General features: G+C 66.0%; 16 protein-coding genes, 4 pseudogenes and 1 riboswitch. Of the genes and pseudogenes, 12 read left to right on the plus strand and 8 right to left on the minus strand.

All coding sequences use genetic code 11. The annotated features are described in order from the left end of the window. Positions 1–31 precede the first annotated feature (31 nt). The 3 genes and pseudogenes from ACFQE0_RS25210 (at position 32) to ACFQE0_RS25220 (ending at position 2,635) form a co-directional block, all read left to right on the plus strand. A pseudogene (locus ACFQE0_RS25210) lies at positions 32–978 on the plus strand (alpha-E domain-containing protein). A 58-nt stretch (positions 979–1,036) separates the two neighbouring features. Continuing rightward, the gene (locus ACFQE0_RS25215; RefSeq protein WP_378974559.1) at positions 1,037–1,861 is read left to right on the plus strand and encodes a transglutaminase family protein; all 825 of its coding nucleotides are present in this window, start codon (positions 1,037–1,039) and stop codon (positions 1,859–1,861) included. A gap of 27 nt (positions 1,862–1,888) precedes the next feature. Next, positions 1,889–2,635, plus strand: coding sequence for a proteasome-type protease (locus ACFQE0_RS25220; protein WP_378974562.1), 747 nt, complete (start codon positions 1,889–1,891; stop codon positions 2,633–2,635). Here ACFQE0_RS25220 and ACFQE0_RS25225 read toward each other — a convergent pair. The 8 genes and pseudogenes from ACFQE0_RS25225 to ACFQE0_RS25260 form a co-directional block, all read right to left on the minus strand. Continuing rightward, on the minus strand, positions 2,632–3,258 hold the full coding sequence (locus ACFQE0_RS25225) for a thiamine phosphate synthase (protein ID WP_378974564.1): 627 nt from the start codon (positions 3,256–3,258) through the stop codon (positions 2,632–2,634). The genes ACFQE0_RS25220 and ACFQE0_RS25225 overlap by 4 nt on opposite strands. Continuing rightward, entirely contained in the window at positions 3,255–4,055 is an 801-nt protein-coding gene (gene thiG / locus ACFQE0_RS25230) for a thiazole synthase (protein WP_378974567.1), read from the minus strand. Before thiG ends, ACFQE0_RS25225 begins: the two co-directional genes overlap by 4 nt. A gap of 3 nt (positions 4,056–4,058) precedes the next feature. Continuing rightward, positions 4,059–4,271: a sulfur carrier protein ThiS gene (gene thiS / locus ACFQE0_RS25235; RefSeq protein ID WP_378974569.1), complete on the minus strand. Its 213-nt coding sequence runs from the start codon at positions 4,269–4,271 to the stop codon at positions 4,059–4,061. Next, on the minus strand, positions 4,268–5,485 hold the full coding sequence (gene thiO, locus ACFQE0_RS25240; protein ID WP_378974572.1) for a glycine oxidase ThiO: 1,218 nt from the start codon (positions 5,483–5,485) through the stop codon (positions 4,268–4,270). Before thiO ends, thiS begins: the two co-directional genes overlap by 4 nt. Before the next feature lie 71 nt (positions 5,486–5,556). After that, positions 5,557–5,685, minus strand: a riboswitch (TPP riboswitch). An 80-nt stretch (positions 5,686–5,765) separates the two neighbouring features. Then, entirely contained in the window at positions 5,766–7,025 is a 1,260-nt protein-coding gene (locus ACFQE0_RS25245) for an adenylate/guanylate cyclase domain-containing protein (protein ID WP_378974574.1), read from the minus strand. 69 nt (positions 7,026–7,094) lie between these two features. Continuing rightward, positions 7,095–9,065: pseudogene (rpoD, locus tag ACFQE0_RS25250) on the minus strand (RNA polymerase sigma factor RpoD). Between the two features lie 232 nt (positions 9,066–9,297). Further along, a complete protein-coding gene (dnaG, locus tag ACFQE0_RS25255; RefSeq protein ID WP_378974576.1) occupies positions 9,298–11,169 on the minus strand; it encodes a DNA primase in 1,872 nt (623 codons plus the stop codon). A gap of 156 nt (positions 11,170–11,325) precedes the next feature. Beyond that, the gene (locus ACFQE0_RS25260) at positions 11,326–11,790 is read right to left on the minus strand and encodes a GatB/YqeY domain-containing protein (protein WP_378974579.1); all 465 of its coding nucleotides are present in this window, start codon (positions 11,788–11,790) and stop codon (positions 11,326–11,328) included. Between the two features lie 180 nt (positions 11,791–11,970). Between ACFQE0_RS25260 and carA the strand changes: the two genes are divergently transcribed. From carA to ACFQE0_RS25305, 9 genes and pseudogenes are all read left to right on the plus strand, one after another. Next, positions 11,971–13,200, plus strand: a complete 1,230-nt coding sequence (gene carA / locus ACFQE0_RS25265) for a glutamine-hydrolyzing carbamoyl-phosphate synthase small subunit (RefSeq protein ID WP_378974581.1) — start codon at positions 11,971–11,973, stop codon at positions 13,198–13,200. A gap of 171 nt (positions 13,201–13,371) precedes the next feature. Continuing rightward, entirely contained in the window at positions 13,372–13,749 is a 378-nt protein-coding gene (locus tag ACFQE0_RS25270) for a hypothetical protein (protein ID WP_378974583.1), read from the plus strand. 160 nt (positions 13,750–13,909) lie between these two features. After that, a pseudogene (carB, locus tag ACFQE0_RS25275) lies at positions 13,910–17,380 on the plus strand (carbamoyl-phosphate synthase large subunit). Positions 17,381–17,468: 88 nt separating this feature from the next. Next, a complete protein-coding gene (greA, locus tag ACFQE0_RS25280) occupies positions 17,469–17,945 on the plus strand; it encodes a transcription elongation factor GreA (RefSeq protein WP_243954114.1) in 477 nt (158 codons plus the stop codon). A 4-nt stretch (positions 17,946–17,949) separates the two neighbouring features. Next, positions 17,950–18,450: a hypothetical protein gene (locus ACFQE0_RS25285; protein ID WP_378974585.1), complete on the plus strand. Its 501-nt coding sequence runs from the start codon at positions 17,950–17,952 to the stop codon at positions 18,448–18,450. Between the two features lie 6 nt (positions 18,451–18,456). Next, the gene (locus ACFQE0_RS25290; RefSeq protein ID WP_378974587.1) at positions 18,457–19,428 is read left to right on the plus strand and encodes a mitochondrial fission ELM1 family protein; all 972 of its coding nucleotides are present in this window, start codon (positions 18,457–18,459) and stop codon (positions 19,426–19,428) included. Positions 19,429–19,474: 46 nt separating this feature from the next. Beyond that, a pseudogene (gene trxB, locus ACFQE0_RS25295) lies at positions 19,475–20,451 on the plus strand (thioredoxin-disulfide reductase). Positions 20,452–20,679: 228 nt separating this feature from the next. Beyond that, complete coding sequence (locus tag ACFQE0_RS25300; protein ID WP_378974589.1) at positions 20,680–21,570, plus strand: LysR family transcriptional regulator; 891 nt, start codon at positions 20,680–20,682, stop codon at positions 21,568–21,570. Between the two features lie 169 nt (positions 21,571–21,739). Continuing rightward, a complete protein-coding gene (locus tag ACFQE0_RS25305; RefSeq protein ID WP_378975699.1) occupies positions 21,740–22,750 on the plus strand; it encodes a zinc-dependent alcohol dehydrogenase family protein in 1,011 nt (336 codons plus the stop codon).

Consider the following 22,750-nt stretch of genomic DNA (forward strand, 5'->3'; position numbering starts at 1 on the left):
CCCTGACGGGACGGGACGATCGAGCCGTACAATGCTCTCAAGGACTGCCGACAACCTCTACTGGCTCTCGCGTTACGTCGAGCGCGCCGACTTCGTGGCGCGCATCCTCGACGCCGCGCATCGCCTCGCTGCCCTGCCGACGAGTTACGGTGGCGGTGAAACCAACGAATGGGAATCCGCCCTCGCCTCGGCGGGGGATCCGAGCTGTTCAAGCCGCACTACAGCGTCGTCAATGCCGACACGGTGTGCGACTTCCTCGCCTTCAGTCCGCACAACCCGTCCTCGATCCGCTCCTGCATCGAAGCGGCGCGCGAGAGTGCCCGTTCCGTGCGCACCGCGCTCACGACGGAAATGTGGGACGCGATCAACGGAGCCTGGTTAGAGCTGCGCAGCTATTCGGGCCGCGAACTGAACCGCGATGAATTCGGCCGCTTCCTCGACTGGGTGAAGACCGTCTCGTTGACCTATGATGGTTCGGCCTTCCGCACGATGCTGCGCAACGATGCCTTCTGGTTCACGCGGCTCGGCACGGCGATCGAGCGGGCGGACAACACTGCCCGCATCCTCGACGTGAAATACCAGATCCTCTTGCCGCACGATGAGAAGGTCGGCGGCAGCCTCGACTACTTCCAGTGGACGACGATTCTGCGCGAGGTCTCCGCGCTGACCGCCTACCATTGGGTCTACCGGGAGAGCGTGAAGCCGCTCCTGGTGGCGGATCTGCTCATGCTCAACAAGCAGATGCCGCGCTCCTTCGCCAATTGCTACGGCGTGATCGTCGAGTATCTCGACCTCATCGCCGATGCCTATGGCCGACGCGGCCCGAGCCAGCGCTTGGCGGGCAATATGCTGGCGAAGCTCGAGAGCGACAACATCGACCGTATCTTCGGCGCCGGCCTGCACGAGTTCGTGGAGGGGTTCATCGCCGAGAATAACGGGGTGGGCGAAGCGATCGCCAAGCAGTATCTCGTCGGCTGACGCCGCACGGGTGTGAAACCGGGGCAGTCGCAACAGCTAAGACAGGCGGGAAAGGCGCATGCGCATCCGCGTGGTCCACGAGACCAGCTACACCTACGAGCAACCGGCGCGGGGTCTGATCCAGATCCTGCGGCTGACGCCGCGCGACCATGACGGGCAGTACATCCGCCGCTGGCGGATCGACACCAGCGTCGACGGCCGCCTGACGGCCCGCGAGGACGGCTTCGGCAATGTCGTCCACTGGTTCACGCCCGATGAGGCCGCCGACACGCTGATGATCCGCGTGACCGGCGAGGCCGACACCGACGACACGCATGGCGTTGTGCGCGGTGCTGTCGAGCGTCTGCCGGACCTGTTCTACCTGCGAGAGACGGATTTCTGCACGACGAGCCCCGAATTGCACGAACTGGCGGCAACCGCCGCGAAGGGTGCGCAGGACCCGCTGACAATCCTGCACCGGCTAATGGAGGCGGTGCACGGTGCGATGACGTTCGAGCCCGGCCCCGCGACCTCCGCCGTGCCTGCTGCCAAGGCGCTGGCGACCGGAAGCGGCAACCCGCAGGACATCACGCATGTCTTCATCGCGGCCGCGCGGCACCTGAACATCCCGGCGCGCTACGTCGCGGGCTATCGGGCGCGTGACGATGGTGAGGCCGAGGTCGAGGCCCCCCATGGCTGGGCCGAGGCGCTCGTGCCCGATCTCGGCTGGGTCGCCTTCGACGCGGTCCACAAGATCAGCCCCTCGGAGCAGTATATCCGCCTCGCCATGGGGCTCGACTATCTCGGCGCGGCCCCGATCCGCGGCAGCCGCATGGGTGGCGGCACCGAAACGCTGGACGTGAAGCTCCGGGTCGAGCAAGGCAAGTCGGCTGTCCAATGCTGACGCACTCTACGCCGGAACCTTGAGATCATGACCTACTGCGTCGGTGTCCTCGTCGAGGAGGGCCTCGTGATGGTCGCCGATACCCGCACCAATGCGGGGCTCGACGACATCTCGACCTATCGCAAGCTGCATCATTTCAACGTGCCGGGTGAGCGCGTGATGATGCTCGCCTCGGCGGGCAACCTATCGATCACGCAGTCCGTGCTGAGCATGCTTCAGGAAGGCGTGCCGGGCGAGGAAGGCGATCCGCCCCAGCGCCTGATCGAGGCGCCGACCATGTTCCAGGCGGCGCAACTCGTCGGCCGAGCGATCCGCCGGGTGCGGACCATCGAGCAGAGGGGCTTCGAGGCGGCGAGCATCCGCTTCTCGATCTCTCTGCTGTTCGGCGGTCAGATCGGCAACGAACCGATGCGGTTATTCCTCATCTACTCGGCGGGCAATTTCATCGAATGCAGCACCGATGCGCCGTTCCTTCAGATCGGTGAGCACAAATACGGAAAGCCGATTCTCGACCGGGCCGTGAAGTTCGAGACCGACCTTTACGACGCCCTGAAGGTGAGTTTGGTGTCTATGGATTCCACCATGCGCTCCAATCTCGGAGTCGGCCTGCCGATCGACATCGCGTTGGCCCGGCGTAATGCCCTGAACCTCGAGGTGAACCACCGGATCGAGGCGGGCGAGGGGTATTTCCACGATCTGCGCGAGCGCTGGTCCGCTGCCCTGCGGGCCGCCCATCGTGCGATCCCGCGTCCGCCTTACGGGCCTGCGGCCTAAGAAGCGCTTCGCGGCTCGGACCACCCTCGGAGAAGGAGGCCCGCCGTTTCGGCGGGGTCCGAAACCCGCATCAACTCGCCCATGACGGCAAACCCCGCCGCGCCTGCCGAATGGCAGGAAGCGAGCGTGTCGCCACTCATTCCCCCCAGAGCGACGATGGGCAGTCCATGGTTTCGCGCGGCGGCGATGGCCTCGGGCCCCAGCGCTGGGCCGTAGCCCGGCTTGCTGGCAGTGGGAAAGATCGGACTGAGAGTGACGTAGTCGGCGCCCGCCGAAACCGCTGCTGCGACGTCGCCGAGCGAATGCGCCGACGCGCCGATGAGCTTGTCCGAGCCCACGCGCTCGCGCACACCGTTCAGCGCCGACATCGGCAGGTGGATCCCGTCAGCCCCCAGGGCGAGTGCCAGATCCACATCGCCGCCGACCGTCAGGAAGCCGCTGGCCGCGCGCACTTCATCAACCACAATCTGCCCGAGCACGCGCCGTTCCGCGTCAGGCAGGTCGCGGTCGCGGAACCAGATCCAGCGCCCTCCCCCGGCGAGCACCGCCCGCACCGTCTCGCGGAGCGGGCGGGCATGACCGTGGCGGTCCGTCACCGCCATGAGCGGCGACGGCAGGCTCATGAGCCGACGAGACCAAGTTGCGGACTCGACGGCTCGGCCCGGCCCCGGCGCGGAATGCGCCCTGCGCGATAGGCGTCACGCCCCGCCTCGACAGCGCGGGCCATGGCGCGGGCCATCCGGACGGGATCGTCTGCCTTGGCGACGGCGGTGTTCACGAGGCAGGCGGCGGCGCCGAGTTCCATGGCGATCACGGCGTCCGAGGCAGTGCCGATGCCCGCATCGACGATGACCGGCACGCCCGCACGGCGACAGATCAACTCGATATTGGCGGGGTTGGCGACGCCCATGCCGGAGCCAATCAGTGACCCCATCGGCATCACCGCCGCGCAGCCAATATCTTCCAGGCGGCGGCAGACGATGGGATCATCGTTGCAATAGGGTAGAACGGTGAAGCCCTCATCCACGAGATGGCGGCAGGCTTCGATCAGTTCGGCTACGTCGGGATAGAGCGTCTCGCGATCGCCGATGACCTCGACCTTGATCCACGTCGTGTCCAGCGCCTCGCGGGCGAGTTCGGCGGTCATGATCGCGTCGCGGGCAGTCTCGCACCCGGCAGTGTTCGGCAGGAAACGACGGCCTTTCAGCAGGCTGACCGTGTCCGAGCCATGACCGCGCAGGGAGACCCGGCGGATCGAGGCCGTGACGACTTCGGCTTCGGACGCTTCCACCGCATCGCGCATGATCGCCTGGGTCGGATATCCGGCGGTACCGATGAACAGGCGCGACGACAGGCGCACCCCGGCAATGACCAGGGCGTCGTCGTCTTCGGGCCGCAGCGGCGTGACGGTGCTATCCATGCTCTAGCCTCCCTGCATGGCGCGGACGATCTCGATGCGGTCGCCCGGCGTGATGGTGGTCTCAGCCCAGTCCTTCCGGCGGAGGACGCGGCCATTCAGTGCGATGGCGATGCCCTGCGGGCCCTCAATGCCGGATTCTTCGGCTTCGAGAGCGAACAGGGCCTCGATGGTCTCGGCCTCGCTCTCGCGGGGCTCGCCGTTGACGAAAAACTTCATCGGGCTGCCCTCTTGGGCTCGGGCCGCGCGAAACGGGCCAGGGTGAAGGAGCGCGCCACCGCCGGAAGCTCACCCGACGTCACGAGATCGGCCACCGCGTCGGCGGTGACAGGGGCCAGGAGGTAGCCATTGCGGTGATGGCCGGTGGCAGCCACGAGGCCCGGCGCGATCGTGTCGATGATCGGCGCATCGTCGTCGGAGGTCGGGCGATAGCCGCTCCAGACGGCCTCCACCTCCATCTCCTCGATGCCTGGAAGCACCCGGCGGGCGCCTTCCAGCAGAGCATAGAGCCCGCCCGCCGTGACGCCTTCACGAAATCCGCAATCCTCCACCGTTGCGCCGATGATGAGCTGGCCGTCGCTCTTGGGCGCCATGTGGACCTGTTCGGTCCACACCATGCGCGTCAGTGTGCCGGTTTGCCGTGTGGTGCGGAGCGCAAGCGCCTGTCCCTTCAGCGGACGCACCGGCAGCGCAAGAGCATCGGGCAACAGCCCACCCTCGCCGCTCCAAGCACCGGCAGCGAGGACGACCGTCTGGGCTGAGAGACGGCCGTTCTGGGTAACCACGCCCGTCACGCGCCCACCCGACCAGTCGAGACCGGTCACGGGCGACTGTTGGAGGATCGTCACGCCCGCCGCTTCGCAGGCCTGCGCGAGAGCGGCCATGACGAGGCGAGGATCGACCTGATGGTCGAGGGGGCATTGTACGCCCGCCGTTACGGAAGGTCGGAGGACCGGTTCCAGGCGGCGGACCTCCGTGCCGTTCAGCCACGTGGCGTCCAGGCCGGAGCGGCGTTGCAGGTCGAAGCGAAAGCGAAGGCGCTCCACTTCGTCCCGGCCGATGGCCAGCACCAGCGTCCCGTCCGGGCGGTAATCGATGGGCAGGCCGGAGGCGGCTTCAAGATCGTCGCGGAAGCCCGGCCAGCGGGCGAGAGAATCTATGGCGAGCGGCAGGAGCGGATCGGATCCCGGCTCGTGCTCGGCCGCCGGCGCGAGCATGCCCGTTGCGGCGAGGCTCGCCCCGCAACCGACCGTGTCGCGCTCGATCACCGTGACGGCGAGACCTCTCGCGGCGAGACGCCACGCGCAGGCGAGGCCGATCAAACCGCCGCCGACGATCGCCACATCGGCGCGTTCCGGCATCGGCACGGACTTCAGCGCGAAGCCGGGATGCCTGCGTTGACCGATGGGGGATACGGGCCTGTCCAATCCCACGAAAACGCTCCCAAATGCGGGGCGTAGGGATGTGGCCGGGTGCTTCGCTTGAAAAGCATCGGCCTGTCTGGAAGACGGCCGCGGTCCAATCCCTACGCCGGTATGAGCCGGATCAGGTTCGAAGGATTTCCGCGCCGCAGGCTCTCGCGAGCGTGCCAGCGGTGTCTCAGCCCCTTGCCGGGGATCTCCCTGGAACAGAGCGAGATGTGGCCCCTTGCGTCCGCAGGGTCAATCCCCCGCGCGGTCAATGATGCTGGCTCGTCACGTCCCGGCCTGCGGGTCAGTCCCGCTTGCGAGGCCGGAGGAATTTCGGCTTGAACACCGCCATCGGCTCCTCAAAGCCGTGGAGGACATGCGTGCCCACGGGGACCGGGTCACCCCAGAGGAAATCCACGAAGGGCTTGGACATGAGAAGCTCCTCACCCAAGCCGCGATTGAGCTTGGCGAGGCGACTCGCAAGATTCACGTCGCGCCCGATCACCGTGAAGTCGAGCCGCGAGCCCGAGCCGACATTGCCGTAGGCCGCCTCTCCGTGATGCAGGGCGATGCCCGCCTGAATCGGCACCGGAAACTGATGCAGGGCGTTGGCCTCGTCGATCGCGGCCAGGATGTGCTGGGCCGCCGTCAGCGCCCCCTTGGCCGCACCGCCGAGGTCGTCGCCGCTCTCGCGGAAGATGGCGAGCAAGCCATCGCCCAGATATTTCAGCACCTCGCCGCCCTCTCCCTCAATGGGGGGCACGAGACAGTCGAAGAAGACGTTGAGGAGGGCCACCGCCTCTTCCGGCGTCATATCGGCGGAGATGCGCGTGTAGTCGCGCATGTCGGCGAACAGGATCGCGGAGCGGATGCGGGTCACCTGCCCGCGCCGGATGTCGCCGGACAGGATTGCCCGGTGCGGCTCATCCCCGACATAGACCCGCAACACGTGATCAAGCTGCTTGTTCAGCACCCGCATCTCCATCACCGCCGCCAGGGCGGGCATGATGAAGCGCAGGATCGCGATGTGCTCCCGCTCAAAACCAGTTGGGCACTTGGTGGCGAAGGTGATGCCGTTTTGCGTGCCGTTCGTGAAGAAAAGGGGCGCCACGACGTAGTGCGTGTAGCCCTCGGCCTTCAGGTCGGGGACGATGGCGTAGGCCTCGTCCGGCGTCTCCGAGAGGTCGAGAACCAGCCATCGACCGGTCTGGTGCACCTCCGCGAAGGGGCTCCGGAGATAGGCCTCCTGCGAACGGCTACCGTGCGGGAAGAGCCGTACGGTCACGCCGCCGTTGCGGGTCCAGACGCGACCGACACCGGCATATTCTGAGTGAAGCGTATCGATGGCCGTCGAAGCGCGATCGACCGGAACGCCGATCTCGATCAGCCGTTCGGCGAGGCCTTCGAGCATCCGCTCGGCCTTGTCGATGCGCGCGCCCTCACCCAGCAGCCAGTCACGGATGCCGACCGAGGGTTCCAGCGCGCCGAAGGGCACATCGCCGGTCTCGGACCCGTCCGCATCGGCCGTGGGTGTTACGGGCAAAGGCGGACGTCGTTCGAGCATGGCGCCAAGTTGGGATTCCAGTACGGCAAAGCAAGGCTTTGCCGGTAACCGGCGGCGCGTGCCGCCGGCTTAGTTGTCGAGGAAGCTCCTGAGCTTGCGGCTGCGGCTCGGATGCTTGAGCTTACGCAACGCCTTCGCCTCGATCTGGCGAATGCGCTCGCGGGTCACCGAGAATTGCTGGCCGACCTCTTCCAGCGTGTGATCCGTGTTCATACCGATGCCGAAACGCATGCGCAGCACGCGTTCCTCGCGCGGCGTGAGCGAGGCCAGAACCCGCGTTGTGGTCTCACGCAGGTTGGACTGGATCGCCGCGTCGATCGGCAGGACGACGTTCTTGTCCTCGATGAAGTCGCCGAGGTGGCTGTCCTCTTCGTCGCCGATGGGCGTTTCGAGAGAAATCGGCTCCTTGGCGATCTTCAGGACCTTGCGGACCTTTTCGAGCGGCATGGCCAACTTCTCGGCCAATTCCTCCGGGGTCGGCTCGCGGCCGATCTCGTGCAGCATCTGCCGAGAGGTGCGGACGATCTTGTTGATCGTCTCGATCATGTGCACCGGAATGCGGATGGTGCGCGCCTGGTCAGCAATCGAACGGGTGATCGCCTGCCGGATCCACCATGTAGCATAGGTCGAGAACTTGTAGCCGCGGCGGTACTCGAACTTGTCCACGGCCTTCATCAGGCCGATGTTGCCCTCTTGGATCAGGTCCAAGAACTGCAGGCCGCGGTTCGTGTATTTCTTGGCGATCGAAATCACGAGGCGCAGGTTCGCCTCGATCATTTCCTTCTTCGCCTGCCGGGCCTCGCGCTCGCCCTTCTGGACCATGTTCACGATGCGGCGGAACTCGCCGATCTCGAGACCGGTCTCCGACGCGAGATCGAGGATCTGCGAGCGCAGTTCCGTGACCTGCTTATGACCCTTCTCGACGAGGTTCTTCCAACCCCGGCCACCGAGCGTGCCGACTCGCTCCATCCAGGCCGGATCGGCTCGTAGCCCTGGTAGTGGCGCAGGAATTCGTCGCGGGCGACGCCGTGGCTCTCGGCGTAGCGCATCAGCCGACCTTCGTGGCCGATGAGCTGCTTGTTGATCGCGTAGAGCTGACCGACCAGCGCCTCGATGCGGTTGTTGTTCAGCGACAGGGACTTCACGTCGGCGACGACGATGTCCTTCAGGTCACCCTGCTTCTTCACCTGGGCCGAGGACTTATCAACCGCTCCTGCGTCGGACTGGGCCTTGCGCAGCTTGTGGTAGTTCTGGGCGATCGAGTCGAAGGTCTCGAGGACGCGCGGCTTGATTTCCGCTTCCATCGCGGCCAGCGACACGTTGTTTTCGAGGTCGTCTTCCTCGTCGCCGCCCTCGGGCGGGGCCTGCTCGCCGTCCTCGTCGCCCTCGCCTTCGCCCATCTGCGGCGCATTGCGCCCGTCCGGCCCGGCATAGGTCGCTTCGAGATCGATGATGTCGCGCAGGAGGACCTTGCCCTCCACGAGCTCGTCCCGCCAGATGATGATGGCCTGGAAGGTCAGCGGGCTCTCGCAGAGCCCTGCAATCATCGCTTCGCGCCCGGCCTCGATGCGCTTGGCGATGGCGATTTCGCCCTCGCGCGACAGGAGCTCCACCGAGCCCATCTCGCGCAGGTACATGCGCACCGGATCGTCGGTGCGGTCGGTCGGCTCGCGCGTGGTGGTCGTGACGGCGACGGCGCGGGTCGAGGCGATCTCAGCGACCTCGCCACCCTCGGCCTCTTCCTCATCGCCCTCGGCTGCAGCGGGCTTCTCGCCCGCGGCAGCTTCCTCGGTCTCTTCCGCCTCGACGACGTTGATGCCCATTTCGGACAGCTGCGACAGCACGTCCTCGAGCTCGATCCGGATCGGACTGACCCTCCGGAAGCACCTCGTTGACCTCTTCGTAGGTCACGTAGCCGCGCTTCTTGGCGAGCTTGATCATCCGCTTAACGGCGGCATCAGACAGGTCGAGGAGCGGCCCGTCGGTCTGCTGCTCGGGTGCAGCGTCCGCCTCGTCCCGTTCCGTTGCCTTCGTCGCCATGATGAGCCTATTGTTGTCCCGTTGCGGCGGATTGCGGAGGCATCGACAGCCTATCCGCACCTTCGACGCCGCGATGCAAAAACTGGTGCGAGTCGCGCCCATCCATCGCGCGACCCTGAGTTCGTATGCAAGCCTCAGGCTTGACCGTGTGTTAACTAAGGCCGCGCGTGCTCAAGCCGCCACCGCCGATCGCCGCCTATAGCGCCAGCACCGCCAGGAAGTCACGGCACGCTTACGCATCCGTTTTCGGAAGGTCAGCCTCCGATTCCGCCGACAGCACGGTTGCCAGCCTCTCCTTCACGTCACACACCCAGGTCCAGCCGGCATCTGTTGGATCTGCCTCAAACGCCTGCCGTGCCTCATGAAGTTCGCTATGTAGCGCGCCGGCCTGCCGGTGCAAGATCATCGCTTGGCGCAGGGCATCTGCGCGCTGCGCAGGATCGGCCTGAGGATCGAGCTGAGCGCGCTCTCGTGAGCGCGCGACCCCCAGAACGCGCTCTGCCGCATCGATCAGCCCGGAGCGAGTGAGGCGTTCTTGCAACAGCGTGGCGTCCGGCATCAAATGCTCGCCCGCGCAGGCCAGAAGAGCCGACACGACCGCCCGGCAATCCGAATCGGTGAAGTCCAGTTCGGCAAGCTCGTCACCGAACGTGGAGACCAGTTCGGGATGGACGAGGAAGGTGCCCGCGATCACCGCCTCGCGCACAGGAGCAGCGCCGCTGAAGCCGGCCGAGGATGTCATCGACGCGCTGGGTGCCGCCGTCATGCGCGGCGAGGCAGGCTCGGCCTGCCACTTCCCTGCGCGTGCACGCCCGCTCGGCGCATTGCGGACGGGTTGCGGAGAAAGGCCCCGCAGCCGGTCTTCGATATCATCCCGATAATAGCGCTTCACCGTCTCGTCGCGGATCGTCGCGATGAGCGTGCGGAGTGCGCGTGCCAGACCGGCCCGGCGCTCGGGCGTATCGACCGGTCCCGATTCGACCGCTCGCCGCCACAGCAACTCCGACAGCGGAATTGCGCTTTCCAGCACCCGGTCGATGGCGGCGGGGCCGCCGGAACGGAGGAGATCGTCGGGATCCTGCCCGCCCGGTAGGAGGGCGATGCGCAGGCTCTTGCCCGGTTCGAGCAGGGGAAGGGCGACGTCGAGCGCGCGGTGTGCGGCTCTCAGGCCCGCCCCGTCCCCATCGAAGCATAGGATCGGCTCGTCGGCGTGGCGCCAAAGCAGGGCCAGCTGATCCTCCGTGAGGGCCGTGCCGAGCGGCGCCACCGTTTCGGCATGGCCCGCGAGCGTCATGGCGATGACGTCGACATAGCCTTCCACGGCGACGACCGAACTGCGTTCGTGCGCCGCCTTACGCGCATTATGCAGGTTGTAGAGCATCCGCCCCTTGGAAAAGAGCGGCGTCTCCGGTGAGTTCAGGTATTTTGCGCGCACGTCCTTCGACAGGGCGCGCCCGCCGAAGGCGACGACACGGCCGCGCAGATCGGTGATGGGAAACATCACCCGGTCGCGGAAATAATCGTAGGGGACCGCGATGTCCTCGCCGCCCGCAATCAGGCCAAGTTCGACCATCGTGTCGCGCTCGATGCCCTTTTCCGCGAGATGATCGCGAAGGGCGTAGCGTTCGTTCGGCGCGTAGCCGAGGCGGAAGCGTCGGCGGACATCGTCACCGAGACCGCGCCGGTCGAGATAGGCCCGGGCCTCGGCGCCCTTCGAGGATCGCAGGCGCTCCTCGAACCACGCGGCGGCCATCTCCATCACATCAATGGCGGTCGCGCGCTTCTTTTCGGTCTCACGCGATTCGGCTGTCGGCGCGGGCAGAATCACGCCCGCCTCGCCCGCGAGTCGTTCCACCGCCTCGGGAAAGCTGAGGCCTTCCGTTTCCATCAGGAAGGTGAAGACGTCGCCGTGCTTGCCGGACGAGAAGCAGTGATAGAATTGCTTCTGGTCGTTCACGTAGAAGGACGGTGTCTTCTCCGCATTGAACGGAGACAGCCCACGCCACTCACGGCCCGCCTTCTTCAGCTGCACCCGACGGCCGACTACGGCGGAAGCCGGAAGCCGGGCGCGAATCTCTTCCAGAATGTGCGGCGGATAGCGCAAGGGCGACGCGGGGCGTGTGATGGGACCCGCGAGTATAACGCCTGAGATGCCTTAGAGTCCCGGACTGCCCGCCGATGCGGCAGGGGATTGCGGGTAGAACGCCGCGCCGAAGCGCGGCGAGATGCATTTTCGGTGTTGTCTCGAAAGCGGTGAGGCTCAGCCTTTCGCCGCGAGCGCCGCCTTCACGAGGCCGCTCGCCTTCCCGAAATCCATCCGGCCCGCGAAGGTGCCCTTCAGGGCGGCGATGACCCGGCCCATATCTTTCTGGCCGGCGGCACCGGTCTCGAGAATCGCGGCCTCGACGGCTGCCTTCATCTCGGTTTCGTCCATCTGCTTCGGCAGGAACGATTCGATGATGGCGATCTCGGCGCGCTCGTTCTCCGCGAGTTCGGGGCGCCCGCCCTGCACGTAGACGGCGGCCGATTCGGTGCGCTGTTTGATCATCTTCTGCAGCAGGGACAGGATCTCCTCCTCCGAGGCCGGTTCCTTGCCGAGGCCGCGCGCCTCGATGTCCTTGTCCTTCAGCGCGGCCTGGATCATCCGCACCGTCGCCAGGCGACCTTTGTCCCCGGCCTTCATCGCCTCTTTCATCTCGGCGGTGAAACGCTCGCGCAGCTGCATCGTGACTTCCTCGAAAACTGTGTGAAGAACGGGCGGCAGCCCCGCACAAAGAGGCGTTGAACGGCGAGTGCGTTGCGGCCACATTGACCGCGTCACACGCCGCAGTCTTTAAGACGCGCCGGATGGATCCGCGCGCGCCGCAAGGCGCCGGATGCCGACGAGATAAGCGAGAAGGTCCCGATGCTGCAAGACGACGGCGCGTCCGCGCACCCCACGCCCGAGCCTTCGCCCTGGTCTGATCCCGTCGCGACCGCCCTTCTGGTGCTTGCCGACGGCACCATCCTCGAAGGGTTCGGCATCGGTCAAACCGGTGTTGCCGACGGCGAGGTTTGCTTCAACACCGCCATGACCGGGTATCAGGAAATCCTGACCGACCCGTCCTATGCGGGCCAGATCGTCACTTTCACCTTTCCGCATATCGGCAATGTGGGCACGAACGACGAGGATCTCGAAAGCCTCGACGCCGCCCCGGCCTCCGGTGTTCGCGGCGCGGTGATCGCATCAGCGGTGACGAAGCCGTCCAACTGGCGCTCCTCCTCGCATCTCGATGGCTGGCTGAAAGCACGCGGCATCGTCGGCATCACCGGCGTCGATACCCGTGCGCTGACCGCCCTGATCCGCGACAAGGGCATGCCGAATGCGGTCATTGCCAACGACCCGGAGGGCCGGTTCGACCGCGAGGCGCTGAAGGCCCGCGCGGCCGCTCTCGCTCCGATGGAGGGGCTGGATCTCGTACCGCCGGTCACGAGCCGCGAGCGGACGGAATGGTCCGAGACCGTCTGGGCCCTCGGCGGCGGTTACGGCAAGCGCGCACCGGGCGAGGGCCTCAAGGTCGTGGCGATCGATTACGGTGTGAAGCGCAACATCCTGCGGCTGCTGGCCGAAGCGGGTTGCGATGTCACCGTCGTACCCGCCACCACCAGCGCCGAAGACATCCTCGCAATGAAGCCGGACGGTGTGTTTCTCTCCAACGGTCCCGGTGACCCGGCGGCGACCGGCGAATACGCGGTGCCGGTGATCCGTAAGCTGCTGGACGAGAAGGTGCCGACCTTCGGCATCTGCCTCGGTCACCAGTTGATGGGCCTCGCCCTGGGCGGGCGCACAGTGAAGATGGGCCAGGGCCACCATGGCGCGAACCACCCGGTGAAGGACAAGACCACCGGCAAGGTCGAGATCGTGTCGATGAACCACGGTTTCGCGGTAGATCCGGCGAGCCTGCCCGCATCGGCGGTGGAGACCCATGTCTCGCTGTTCGACGGCTCGAATTGCGGCCTGTCGCTCACCGATCGCCCGGCCTTCTCGGTGCAGCACCATCCGGAGGCTTCGCCTGGCCCGCGCGACAGCCACTATCTGTTCGAGCGTTTCGTGTCGCTGATGCGCTCCGGTAAGCAGGAAGTCGCCCAGCCCTGATCTCCCGCTAGGCGTACGGATGGGGGATGATTCCCCCATCCGCCCCTTGTCCGATCCCGAGACCGCCCCACCGGGGTCACAAAATCCGCGAATTCGCAGGGCTTATCCCCAGCCAACGAAACGAGACGGCGGCGCGCTGGCGCCCGCCCCGGCTACGATGGGGACCCTCGGATGATCGCCAACCCGGCGCACAACGATTTCTCTCGCCTTCACAAGGCTTTCGCCTTCCATCTCGGAATGGCGACCGCTTTGTCCTGGGCGACGGCGCTGTATGTCGCAGCCTATGCGCCGTGGGTGCGCAACATCCGCGCCCTGATCGATCCGACTGGGGGCCTCGACCGCGTCGAGAGCACCGTCTCCTATCTCTTCGCCATGCCCGCCGTGCTGGCGCTGGCCTGGATTTCCATCGTCGTCGGCCGCGAAAGCCTGCGCCGGGCGCAGACGCTGTCGAACGTTGCGGTCGAGTTCGCGGCGGCGGCCGTGGTGGCCTTCGGGGTGTTCTACCTGTCGATCGACCGGGCTGTGACGGTCCTGTCTGCGGCGTCCTGACCGGGCCGGCTCGGCATTACCCTTGCGATGAGGCGGCGGGCGCCCTTGTCTAGGGCGTGAACCCACGTGTAAACGCAGGGCTCAACGACAATCCCGCCGTGCGTCCGGTCGTGGGCCCCTGCCCGACGATAGGGCGCGCGTGCCTGTACCAAGGCGTCCGATGCCCAAACGCACCGATATCTCCTCGATCCTGATCGTCGGGGCGGGGCCGATCATCATCGGACAGGCCTGCGAGTTCGACTATTCCGGCACCCAGGCCTGCAAGGCCCTCCGCGAGGAGGGCTACCGCATCGTGCTCGTGAACTCGAACCCCGCAACGATCATGACTGATCCGGACATGGCCGATGCGACCTATGTCGAGCCGATCACGCCGGAGATCGTCGCCAAGATCATCGAGAAGGAGCGGCCCGACGCCATCCTCCCGACCATGGGCGGCCAGACAGCGCTGAACTGTGCCCCTCTCTCCAGAAGATGGGCGTGCTCGCCAAGTACGGCGTGCAGATGATCGGCGCGACCGCCGAGGCCATCGACAAGGCCGAGGATCGCCTCTCTTCCGCGACGCGATGACCAAGATCGGTCTCGACACGCCGAAATCGGCGCTGGCGAATGCCTCTGCCGCCAAGAAGGCCGACCGCGAGAAGTACCTCGCCGAGATCGCCCGCATCGAGGCTGCCAACACCGAAACGGAAGCCCGCAACGCGGCCCTTGCAGCCTTCGAGAAGAAGTGGCTGGCGGGCGAGTCCGAGCGGCGTAAGCGCTACGGCGAGCATGCGCTCGGTCAGGCGTTGATCGCGCTGGCCGAAGTCGGCCTGCCCGCCATCATCCGTCCGTCCTTCACCATGGGCGGCACGGGCGGCGGCATCGCCTACAACCGCGAGGAGTTCCTCGACATCGTGGAGCGCGGCATCGATGCCTCGCCCACCAACGAGGTGCTGATCGAGGAGAGCGTGCTCGGCTGGAAGGAGTACGAGATGGAGGTCGTTCGCGATAAGAACGACAACTGCATCATCGTCTGCTCCATCGAGAACATCGACCCGATGGGCGTCCATACCGGTGATTCGATCACCGTCGCTCCGGCCCTGACGCTCACCGACAAGGAGTATCAGGTGATGCGCGACGCCTCCCTCGCGGTTCTCCGCGAGATCGGCGTCGAGACCGGCGGATCCAACGTGCAGTTCGCGATCAACCCGGAGAACGGGCGGATGATCGTGATCGAGATGAACCCGCGCGTGTCGCGCTCCTCGGCGCTGGCATCCAAGGCGACCGGCTTCCCCATCGCCAAGGTCGCGGCGAAGCTCGCCGTGGGCTACACGCTCGACGAGATCGCCAACGACATCACCGGCGGCGCGACCCCGGCCTCGTTCGAGCCGACGATCGACTACGTCGTCACCAAGATCCCGCGCTTCGCCTTCGAGAAGTTCCCCGGCGCCGAGCCGACGCTCACCACCGCCATGAAGTCGGTGGGCGAGGCCATGGCCATCGGCCGCTGCTTCGCGGAGTCGCTTCAGAAGGCACTGCGCTCCCTGGAAACCGGGCTCACCGGCCTCGACGAGATCGAGATCGAAGGTCTGGGCAAGGGCGATGACCGCAACGCGATCAAGGCGGCGCTCGGCACGCCGACCCCGAACCGCCTGCTTCAGGTCGCCCAGGCTTTGCGCTTCGGCGTGAGCCACGAGGAGGTCCATGCCTCCTGCAAGATCGACCCGTGGTTCCTCGAGCAACTTCAGGCCATCGTGGACCTGGAGCACCGGGTGAAGGCCCACGGCCTGCCGACCACGGCGGGTGCCTTCCGTCAGCTCAAGGCGGCGGGCTTCTCGGACGCCCGCCTCGCGGTGCTCGCCAAGATGGAAGAGGGCGAGGTGCGCGAGAAGCGCCGGGCGCTCAGTGTGCGTCCGGTCTTCAAGCGGATCGACACCTGCGCGGCCGAGTTCAAGTCGCCGACCGCCTACATGTACTCGACCTACGTGGCCCCCTTCGCGGGAACCGTGGTGGACGAGGCTGAGCCGAGCGACCGCAAGAAGGTCGTGATCCTCGGCGGTGGGCCGAACCGGATCGGCCAGGGCATCGAGTTCGATTACTGCTGCTGCCACGCCTGTTTCGCCCTGAGCGACGCGGGCTTCGAGACCATTATGGTCAACTGCAACCCGGAGACGGTCTCGACCGATTACGACACGTCGGATCGCCTCTACTTCGAGCCGCTAACGGCCGAGGACGTGCTCGAAATCCTTGAGACCGAGAAGCAGAAGGGCACGCTTCACGGCGTCATCGTGCAGTTCGGCGGCCAGACGCCGCTGAAGCTTGCCCGCGCGCTCGAAGCGGCCGGGATCCCGATCCTGGGCACCTCGCCGGATGCGATCGACCTCGCGGAGGACCGCGACCAGTTCAAGCGCCTCCTCGACAAGCTCGGGATGAAGCAGCCAAAAAACGGCATCGCTTATTCGGTCGAGCAGAGCCGCCTCGTCGCCGCCGAACTCGGCCTGCCTTTCGTGGTGCGCCCGAGCTACGTGCTCGGCGGTCGCGCCATGGCGATCATCCGCGACGAGACCCAGTTCGCCGATTACCTGCTGGGCACCTTGCCGAGCCTGATCCCGTCCGACGTCGTGGCCCGCTACCCCAACGATAAGACGGGGCAGATCAACACGGTGCTCGGCAAGAACCCGCTGCTGTTCGATCGCTACCTGTCGGACGCGGTCGAGGTGGACGTGGACGCGGTGTGCGACGGTGAGACGGTCTACATCGCCGGGATCATGGAGCACATCGAGGAAGCCGGCATCCATTCCGGCGACTCCGCCTGCTCCCTGCCGCCGCGCTCGCTCTCGCCCGAGATCATCGCCGAGTTGGAGCGGCAGACCACGGCCATGGCGCTGGCGCTCAAGGTCGGCGGCCTGATGAACGTGCAGTACGCGATCAAGGACGGCACGATCTACGTGCTCGAGGTGAACCCCCGCGCGTCGCGCACGGTGCCCTTCGTCGCGAAGGTGATCGGCGAACCCATCGCCAAGATCGCCGCGCGCGTCATGGCTGGTGAGAAGCTCGGGCCGTTCGGCCTGACCAAGAAGACGCTGCCGCATATCGCGGTGAAGGAGGCCGTGTTCCCCTTCGCGCGCTTCCCCGGCGTCGACGTTCTGCTCGGCCCGGAGATGCGCTCGACCGGCGAGGTGATCGGCCTCGACGCCGGCTTCGGCGTGGCCTTCGCCAAGAGCCAGCTCGGCGCGGGCAACCAGTGCCACGCGCGGGTGCGGTGTTCGTGTCGGTGCGGGATGACGACAAGGCGCGCATCCTGCCCGCCATGAAGCTTTTGTCCGAACTCGGCTTCACGATCCTCGCCACCGGCGGGACTCAGCGCTATCTGGTAGAGCAGGGCCTGAAATCCGAGAGGATCAACAAGGTCCTCGAAGGGCGGCCGCACGTGGTCGACGCAATCAAGAACGGCGAAATCCAGCTTGTGTTCAACACCACCGAAGGTGCTGGCGCATTGTCGGACTCTCGCTCGCTCCGCCGCGCGGCCCTCTTGCATAAGGTGCCGTACTACACCACTCTAGCCGGCGCGATGGCGGCTGCCGAAGGGATCAAGGCCTATCTCGAAGGCGATCTCACGGTGCGGGCATTGCAGGAATATTTCGCGGCCTGAAGTTGCAGGGCGCGGTAAGACTTTCAGGGCCCGGAGGGAGTGACCCGCTCCCGGCCGGGCTTCTTCATTGTGGCGCGAGACGATGAGCATAGACAAGGTTCCGATTACGACCCGCGGCTATGCGGCTCTCGAAGAAGAGCTGAAGCACCGGCAGCAGGTCGAGCGTCAGCGCATCATTCAGGCGATCGCCGAAGCTCGCGCGCTCGGCGACCTGTCCGAGAATGCTGAGTATCATGCCGCCAAGGAGGCCCAGTCCCACAACGAGGGGCGGGTCATGGAGTTGGAGAGCATGATCGCCCGAGCTGAGGTGATCGACGTCGCCAAGCTCTCTGGTAGCAAGATCATCTTCGGCGCCACCGTGAAGCTCGTGGACGAGGACACGGAAGAGGAGAAGACCTACCAGATCGTGGGCGAGCCTGAGGCGGACGTCCGCTCGGGCCGCGTGTCGATCGGCTCTCCGATCGCGCGTGCCCTCATTGGCAAGGCTGTGGGCGACACCGTCGAGGTGACGACACCGGGCGGCGGCAAGTCCTACGAAGTGGTCGAGATCCGGTTCGGCGGCTGAGACGATGGCCGTGACGGCACGGTGGATCGCGGGGCTTTCTGCGCTGCTCGGCCTCGCGAGCACGGCGTCGGCGGGGGATTTCCCGCCGACACCGCTCTTTTCCGATGTCCGGGTGGATGCGGGACCCCTGCTTGCGAAGGGCGGTGGGCTCCCGGCCGAAGCGATGGCTGCCGACCTTACGGCGGCCCTTCGCAAGAAAATGGCGGATCGGATCGGCGGAAACGGTCCCCGTCTGATCGTCGTCATCACCGATCTATCGTTGCGCGACTATGTCGGTAGCGGTGGCGGACGCCTCGGCCTCAGCGGCTCGCAGAACGATTATCTCGTTGGCGATGCGCTCCTCGTGAGTCGAAAGGGCGACGTACTCGGGCGCCATCATCAGATGACCGCGACGCCATCGAGCTATGGCGGCGCCTGGTACGATCCCGACAGCGAACGCCGCCGAATTTCAGTGATCGCCGACATCTACGCCCAGTGGCTCGCCCGCGACTTGCCCAGGGACTGAAGCCCCATGACGGGCCTTGCCGGCCTCCGCGCCTGGATCGTGACGGATGGTAAGGCGGGCGACGAGAACCAGTGCCTCGGGATCGCCGATACCCTGGGGCTCGACGTTTCTGTCCGCCGCGTCCCAGCCTCGGGCCCTTTCGGGTGGTTCGCGCCATGGGGGCCTATCGACCCGCGTCAGGGGCCGCGCCGGAAGGGCGGCGCCCTGTATGGTCCCCTCCCCGCCCTTGCTATCGCCTCCGGACGCCGGGCCGTGCCTTATCTGCGGGCCTGCCGAAGGCTCGGTGTCAGCTTCACCGCCTTTCTGAAGGATCCGCGTACCGGACCTGGGACGGCGGATTTTATCTGGGTGCCCGAGCACGATGCTCTGCGTGGGCCGAACGTCTTCGCGACCGTTACCTCGCCGCATCGCATTTCACCGTCTCGCCTCGCGGCGGCGCGAACGGTTTCCGATCCGCGCCTCGCGCCACTCCGCGGAAGGCGTGTGGCGGTTCTGCTCGGCGGCGACAGCCGCCACCTCACCTTTTCCGAGGCCGAGATTTCGCGGCTGGCCGATGGCCTTCGCGATTTGGCGGCATCGGGCTGCGCCCTGATGGTGACGGCCTCTCGGCGTACGCCCGAACTACTTCGAAGCGCAGCTTACAGCCTCGCGACGCGGACGGGGGGCTTCTTCTGGGACGGCACGGGGGAGAATCCCTACCTTGGCCTGCTCGCTCTGGCGGAGGCGATCGTCGTGACGTCCGATTCCGTGAACATGGTAAGCGAAGCGGTCGCAACGGGCGCGCCGGTCCTGCTGGCCGAGATCACCGGAACCCCTCCCCGCCACCGGGCGATGTACGAAGCTCTGGCCCAGGCCGGAGCGGTCGCACCCTTCGAAGGTCGCCTCATCGATTTAAGGTATCAACCGATAGACGCGACACCGGTGATCGCGCAGGCGCTCGCTGACGCCTATATTGAGCGTCACCGCTCTCGGGACTGACGCGAGCGCGATCCGGTTGACCGGAAGACGAAGAGTTTCAAGACCGATGGCCCACACCCACGCAAAGCTCATCATCGTCGGCTCCGGCCCGGCGGGTTACACCGCCGCAATCTACGCCGCACGCGCCATGGTGAAGCCGCTGCTGATCTCCGGCTTCCAGCCCGGTGGCCAGTTGATGATCACCACCGATGTCGAGAATTATCCCGGCTTCGCGGAGGCGATCCAGGGCCCATGGCTGATGGAGCAGATGCGTCTCCAGGCCGAGCATGTCGGCACGACGATCCTTTCAGAGTACATCATCAAGGTCGATCTCAAGACGCGGCCATTCCGGCTCGAGGCCGATTCCGGCGAGACCTATTCCTGTGATGCGCTGATCATCGCCACGGGCGCCCAGGCCAAATGGCTGGGTCTGCCCTCCGAGGCGAAGTTTCAGGCCGGCGGCGTCTCGGCCTGTGCGACCTGCGACGGGTTCTTCTACCGCGGCCGGGAGGTTGTCGTGGTCGGCGGCGGCAACACCGCCGTCGAGGAGGCGCTCTACCTCGCCAACATCGCCAAGAAGGTCACGGTCGTGCATCGCCGTGATCAGTTCCGCGCCGAGCGCATCCTTCAGGAGCGCCTTTTCAAACACCCGAATGTCGAGGTGCTTTGGCACAAGGAGATCGAAGAGATCTGCGGCAACGAGAAGCCCGCGCCGACCGTCACTCATGTGCGCCTGAAAGACACGCGCACCGGCGAGATCAGCGAAGTGCAGACCGACGGCGTGTTCGTGGCGATCGGCCATCAGCCCGCGACGGCGATCTTCGAAGGCCAGCTCCCCTTCCGGAACGGCGGATATCTCTCGGTGAGGCCGGGCACGGCTGAGACGGAGATCCCCGGCGTATTCGCGGCGGGCGATGTCACGGACGACGTGTATCGTCAGGCGATTACGCTGCAGGTATGGGCTGCATGGCGGCGCTGGAAGCTGAGAAGTACCTTGCCAATCTTGAGATCGGCGAGAGCCCGGCACGCGCGGCCGCCGAATAGCGGCCCACGCATCCCCGCTTTCCGCAAGCTTATGCACCGGTTGTCGGGCCAATGAGGCCCGCGCCGGGCGCATAGGTCTATTCTCCGTGAAGGAATGCGTATATCGCATGGCACCGTGGCGTGGATGTCGGCCCTGAAGCGTAAGCGTCTCGGGTTGCGACGGCAGGTGCCGCAGGGCCGCGGTCTTCCTCTGGACCGAGCCGTGCGGCGAGAGCGGGAGTTCTCGCGTTGGATTGGGATAAGATCCGGATTTTCCTCAACGTCGCCGAGGCGGGGAGCTTCACCAAAGCCGGAGACGATATCGGCCTCAGTCAATCGGCGGTGAGCCGTCAGATCAGCGCCCTCGAGCGCGAACTGAAGGCGCCGCTGTTTCATCGGCATGCGCGCGGCCTCATCCTGACCGAACAGGGCGACCTCCTGTTCCGCGCCGCCAAGGACATGAAGCTCCGCCTGGAAAACACGCGGGCGCGTCTCGTGGAGACTTCGGAGCGGCCGACCGGCGATCTCAAGGTGACGACGACCGTGGGACTTGGCGTCTCATGGTTGTCGCAGCGGGTGGGTGAGTTCCTCGACCTTTATCCCGACGTCCGCATCGAGATGATCCTCACGAACGAGGAACTCGATCTCGCCATGCGCGAGGCCGACGTCGCCATCCGCATGCGCCGCCCGGCCCAACCGGACCTGATCCAGCGGCGCCTTTTCACCGTGCATTACCACGCGTTCGCCAGCCAGGATTACGTGAAGCGGTTCGGTGAGCCGAAGACCGTCGAGGAACTGGACGAGCACCGCATCGTGTCCTTCGGCGGCAACGAGCCGTCCTATCTGCTTGCTGCGCATTGGCTGGCCGATGCGGGCCGCGAGGGCCGGGAGCGTCGGCCCGTGCATCTCACGGTTAACAACATCGGTGCCCTACAACGGGCGATGGAGGCGGGCGCCGGCATCGGCATCCTTCCCGATTACGCCGTCGATGGCGACGACACCCTCGTGCAGGTTCTGCGGGAGACGGAGATGCCTTCGCTTGAGAGCTACCTTGTCTATGCCGAGGAGATGCGTTCGGTGGCGCGGGTCCAGGCCTTCCGCGACTTTCTCGTGCAGAAGGCACAACGTTGGACCTATTGAGCGCATGGGTGCAACGGCTCTTCAGCCGTTGCAACTCAAAGTCGCTTAACCATAACCACGCAACCAAACGTTGCGTCCCCGAAAACCCTCGGCCCCGTGGGCGCCATCCTCTTGCGAGTCTGATGCGCTAGATCCCAGCCACACAAACTGGCGGGAGGTGGCCATGGGTATGGTGACGAAGGCGATCGTCGTCGGAGCGGGTGGAGGGTTCGAGCGGGTCGGCACAGCCGAGCGCCCAGTGCCGGAACCGGGTTTCGGCGAGATCACCGTGCGGTTGCGGGCAAGTTCGCTGAACTACCACGATTACGCTGTCGTCAGCGGCATGTGGGGTCCGCCTGAGGACCGTATTCCCATGTCCGACGGTGCGGGCGACGTCACCGCAGTGGGCCCAGGCGTCGCCGAATTCTGCGTCGGCGACAGGGTTGTCAGCACCTTCTTCCCGACTTGGCTCGATGGCCAACCGGAGGTGCTGGGCTTCGCGACCGTGCCGGGGGATGGCGTCGATGGCTATGCCCGCGAGGCGATCACCGCCCCCGCCAGCGCCTTCACCCGCGCTCCCGCCGGATGGGACCATGCCGAGGCGGCCACGCTGACGACGGCCGGGCTCACCGCGTGGCGTGCGCTCCACGAGGACGGAAAGGTCAAGGCGGGCGACACCGTTCTGGTACAGGGCTCCGGCGGCGTCTCTGTCTTCGCCTTGCAATTCGCCAAGATGGCCGGGGCGACGGTGATCGCGACCTCATCGTCGGGCGAGAAACTGTCCCGCTTGCAGGCGCTCGGCGCCGACCACCTGATCAATTATCGCGATGATCCCGCCTGGGGCGAAACGGCCCGCAAGCTGACCGGCGGACGGGGCGTCGATCACGTCATCGAGGTCGGTGGGCCGGGGACGCTGGAGCAATCGATGGAGGCCGCGCGCGTCGGCGGCCATATCTCGGTGATCGGCATTCTGACCGGCGTCGCGGGCTCGTTGGCGGTGGTGCCCGCCCTGGTGAAGCAGTTGCGCCTTCAAGGCGTTCTCGTCGGCAACCGCCGCCAGCAGATGGATATGGTGCGTGCCATCGATGCCAACGGCATGAAGCCGGTGGTCGATAGCCGCTATCCCCTCGACTCCCTGGTGGAGGCCTTCCGCCACCAGGAGAGCAACAAGCATTTCGGCAAGATCTGCCTCGAAATGTGA

The sequence above is a fragment of the Methylobacterium komagatae genome, from assembly GCF_042661665.1.
In the GTDB taxonomy this organism is placed as follows: Bacteria; Pseudomonadota; Alphaproteobacteria; order Rhizobiales; family Beijerinckiaceae; genus Methylobacterium; species Methylobacterium komagatae.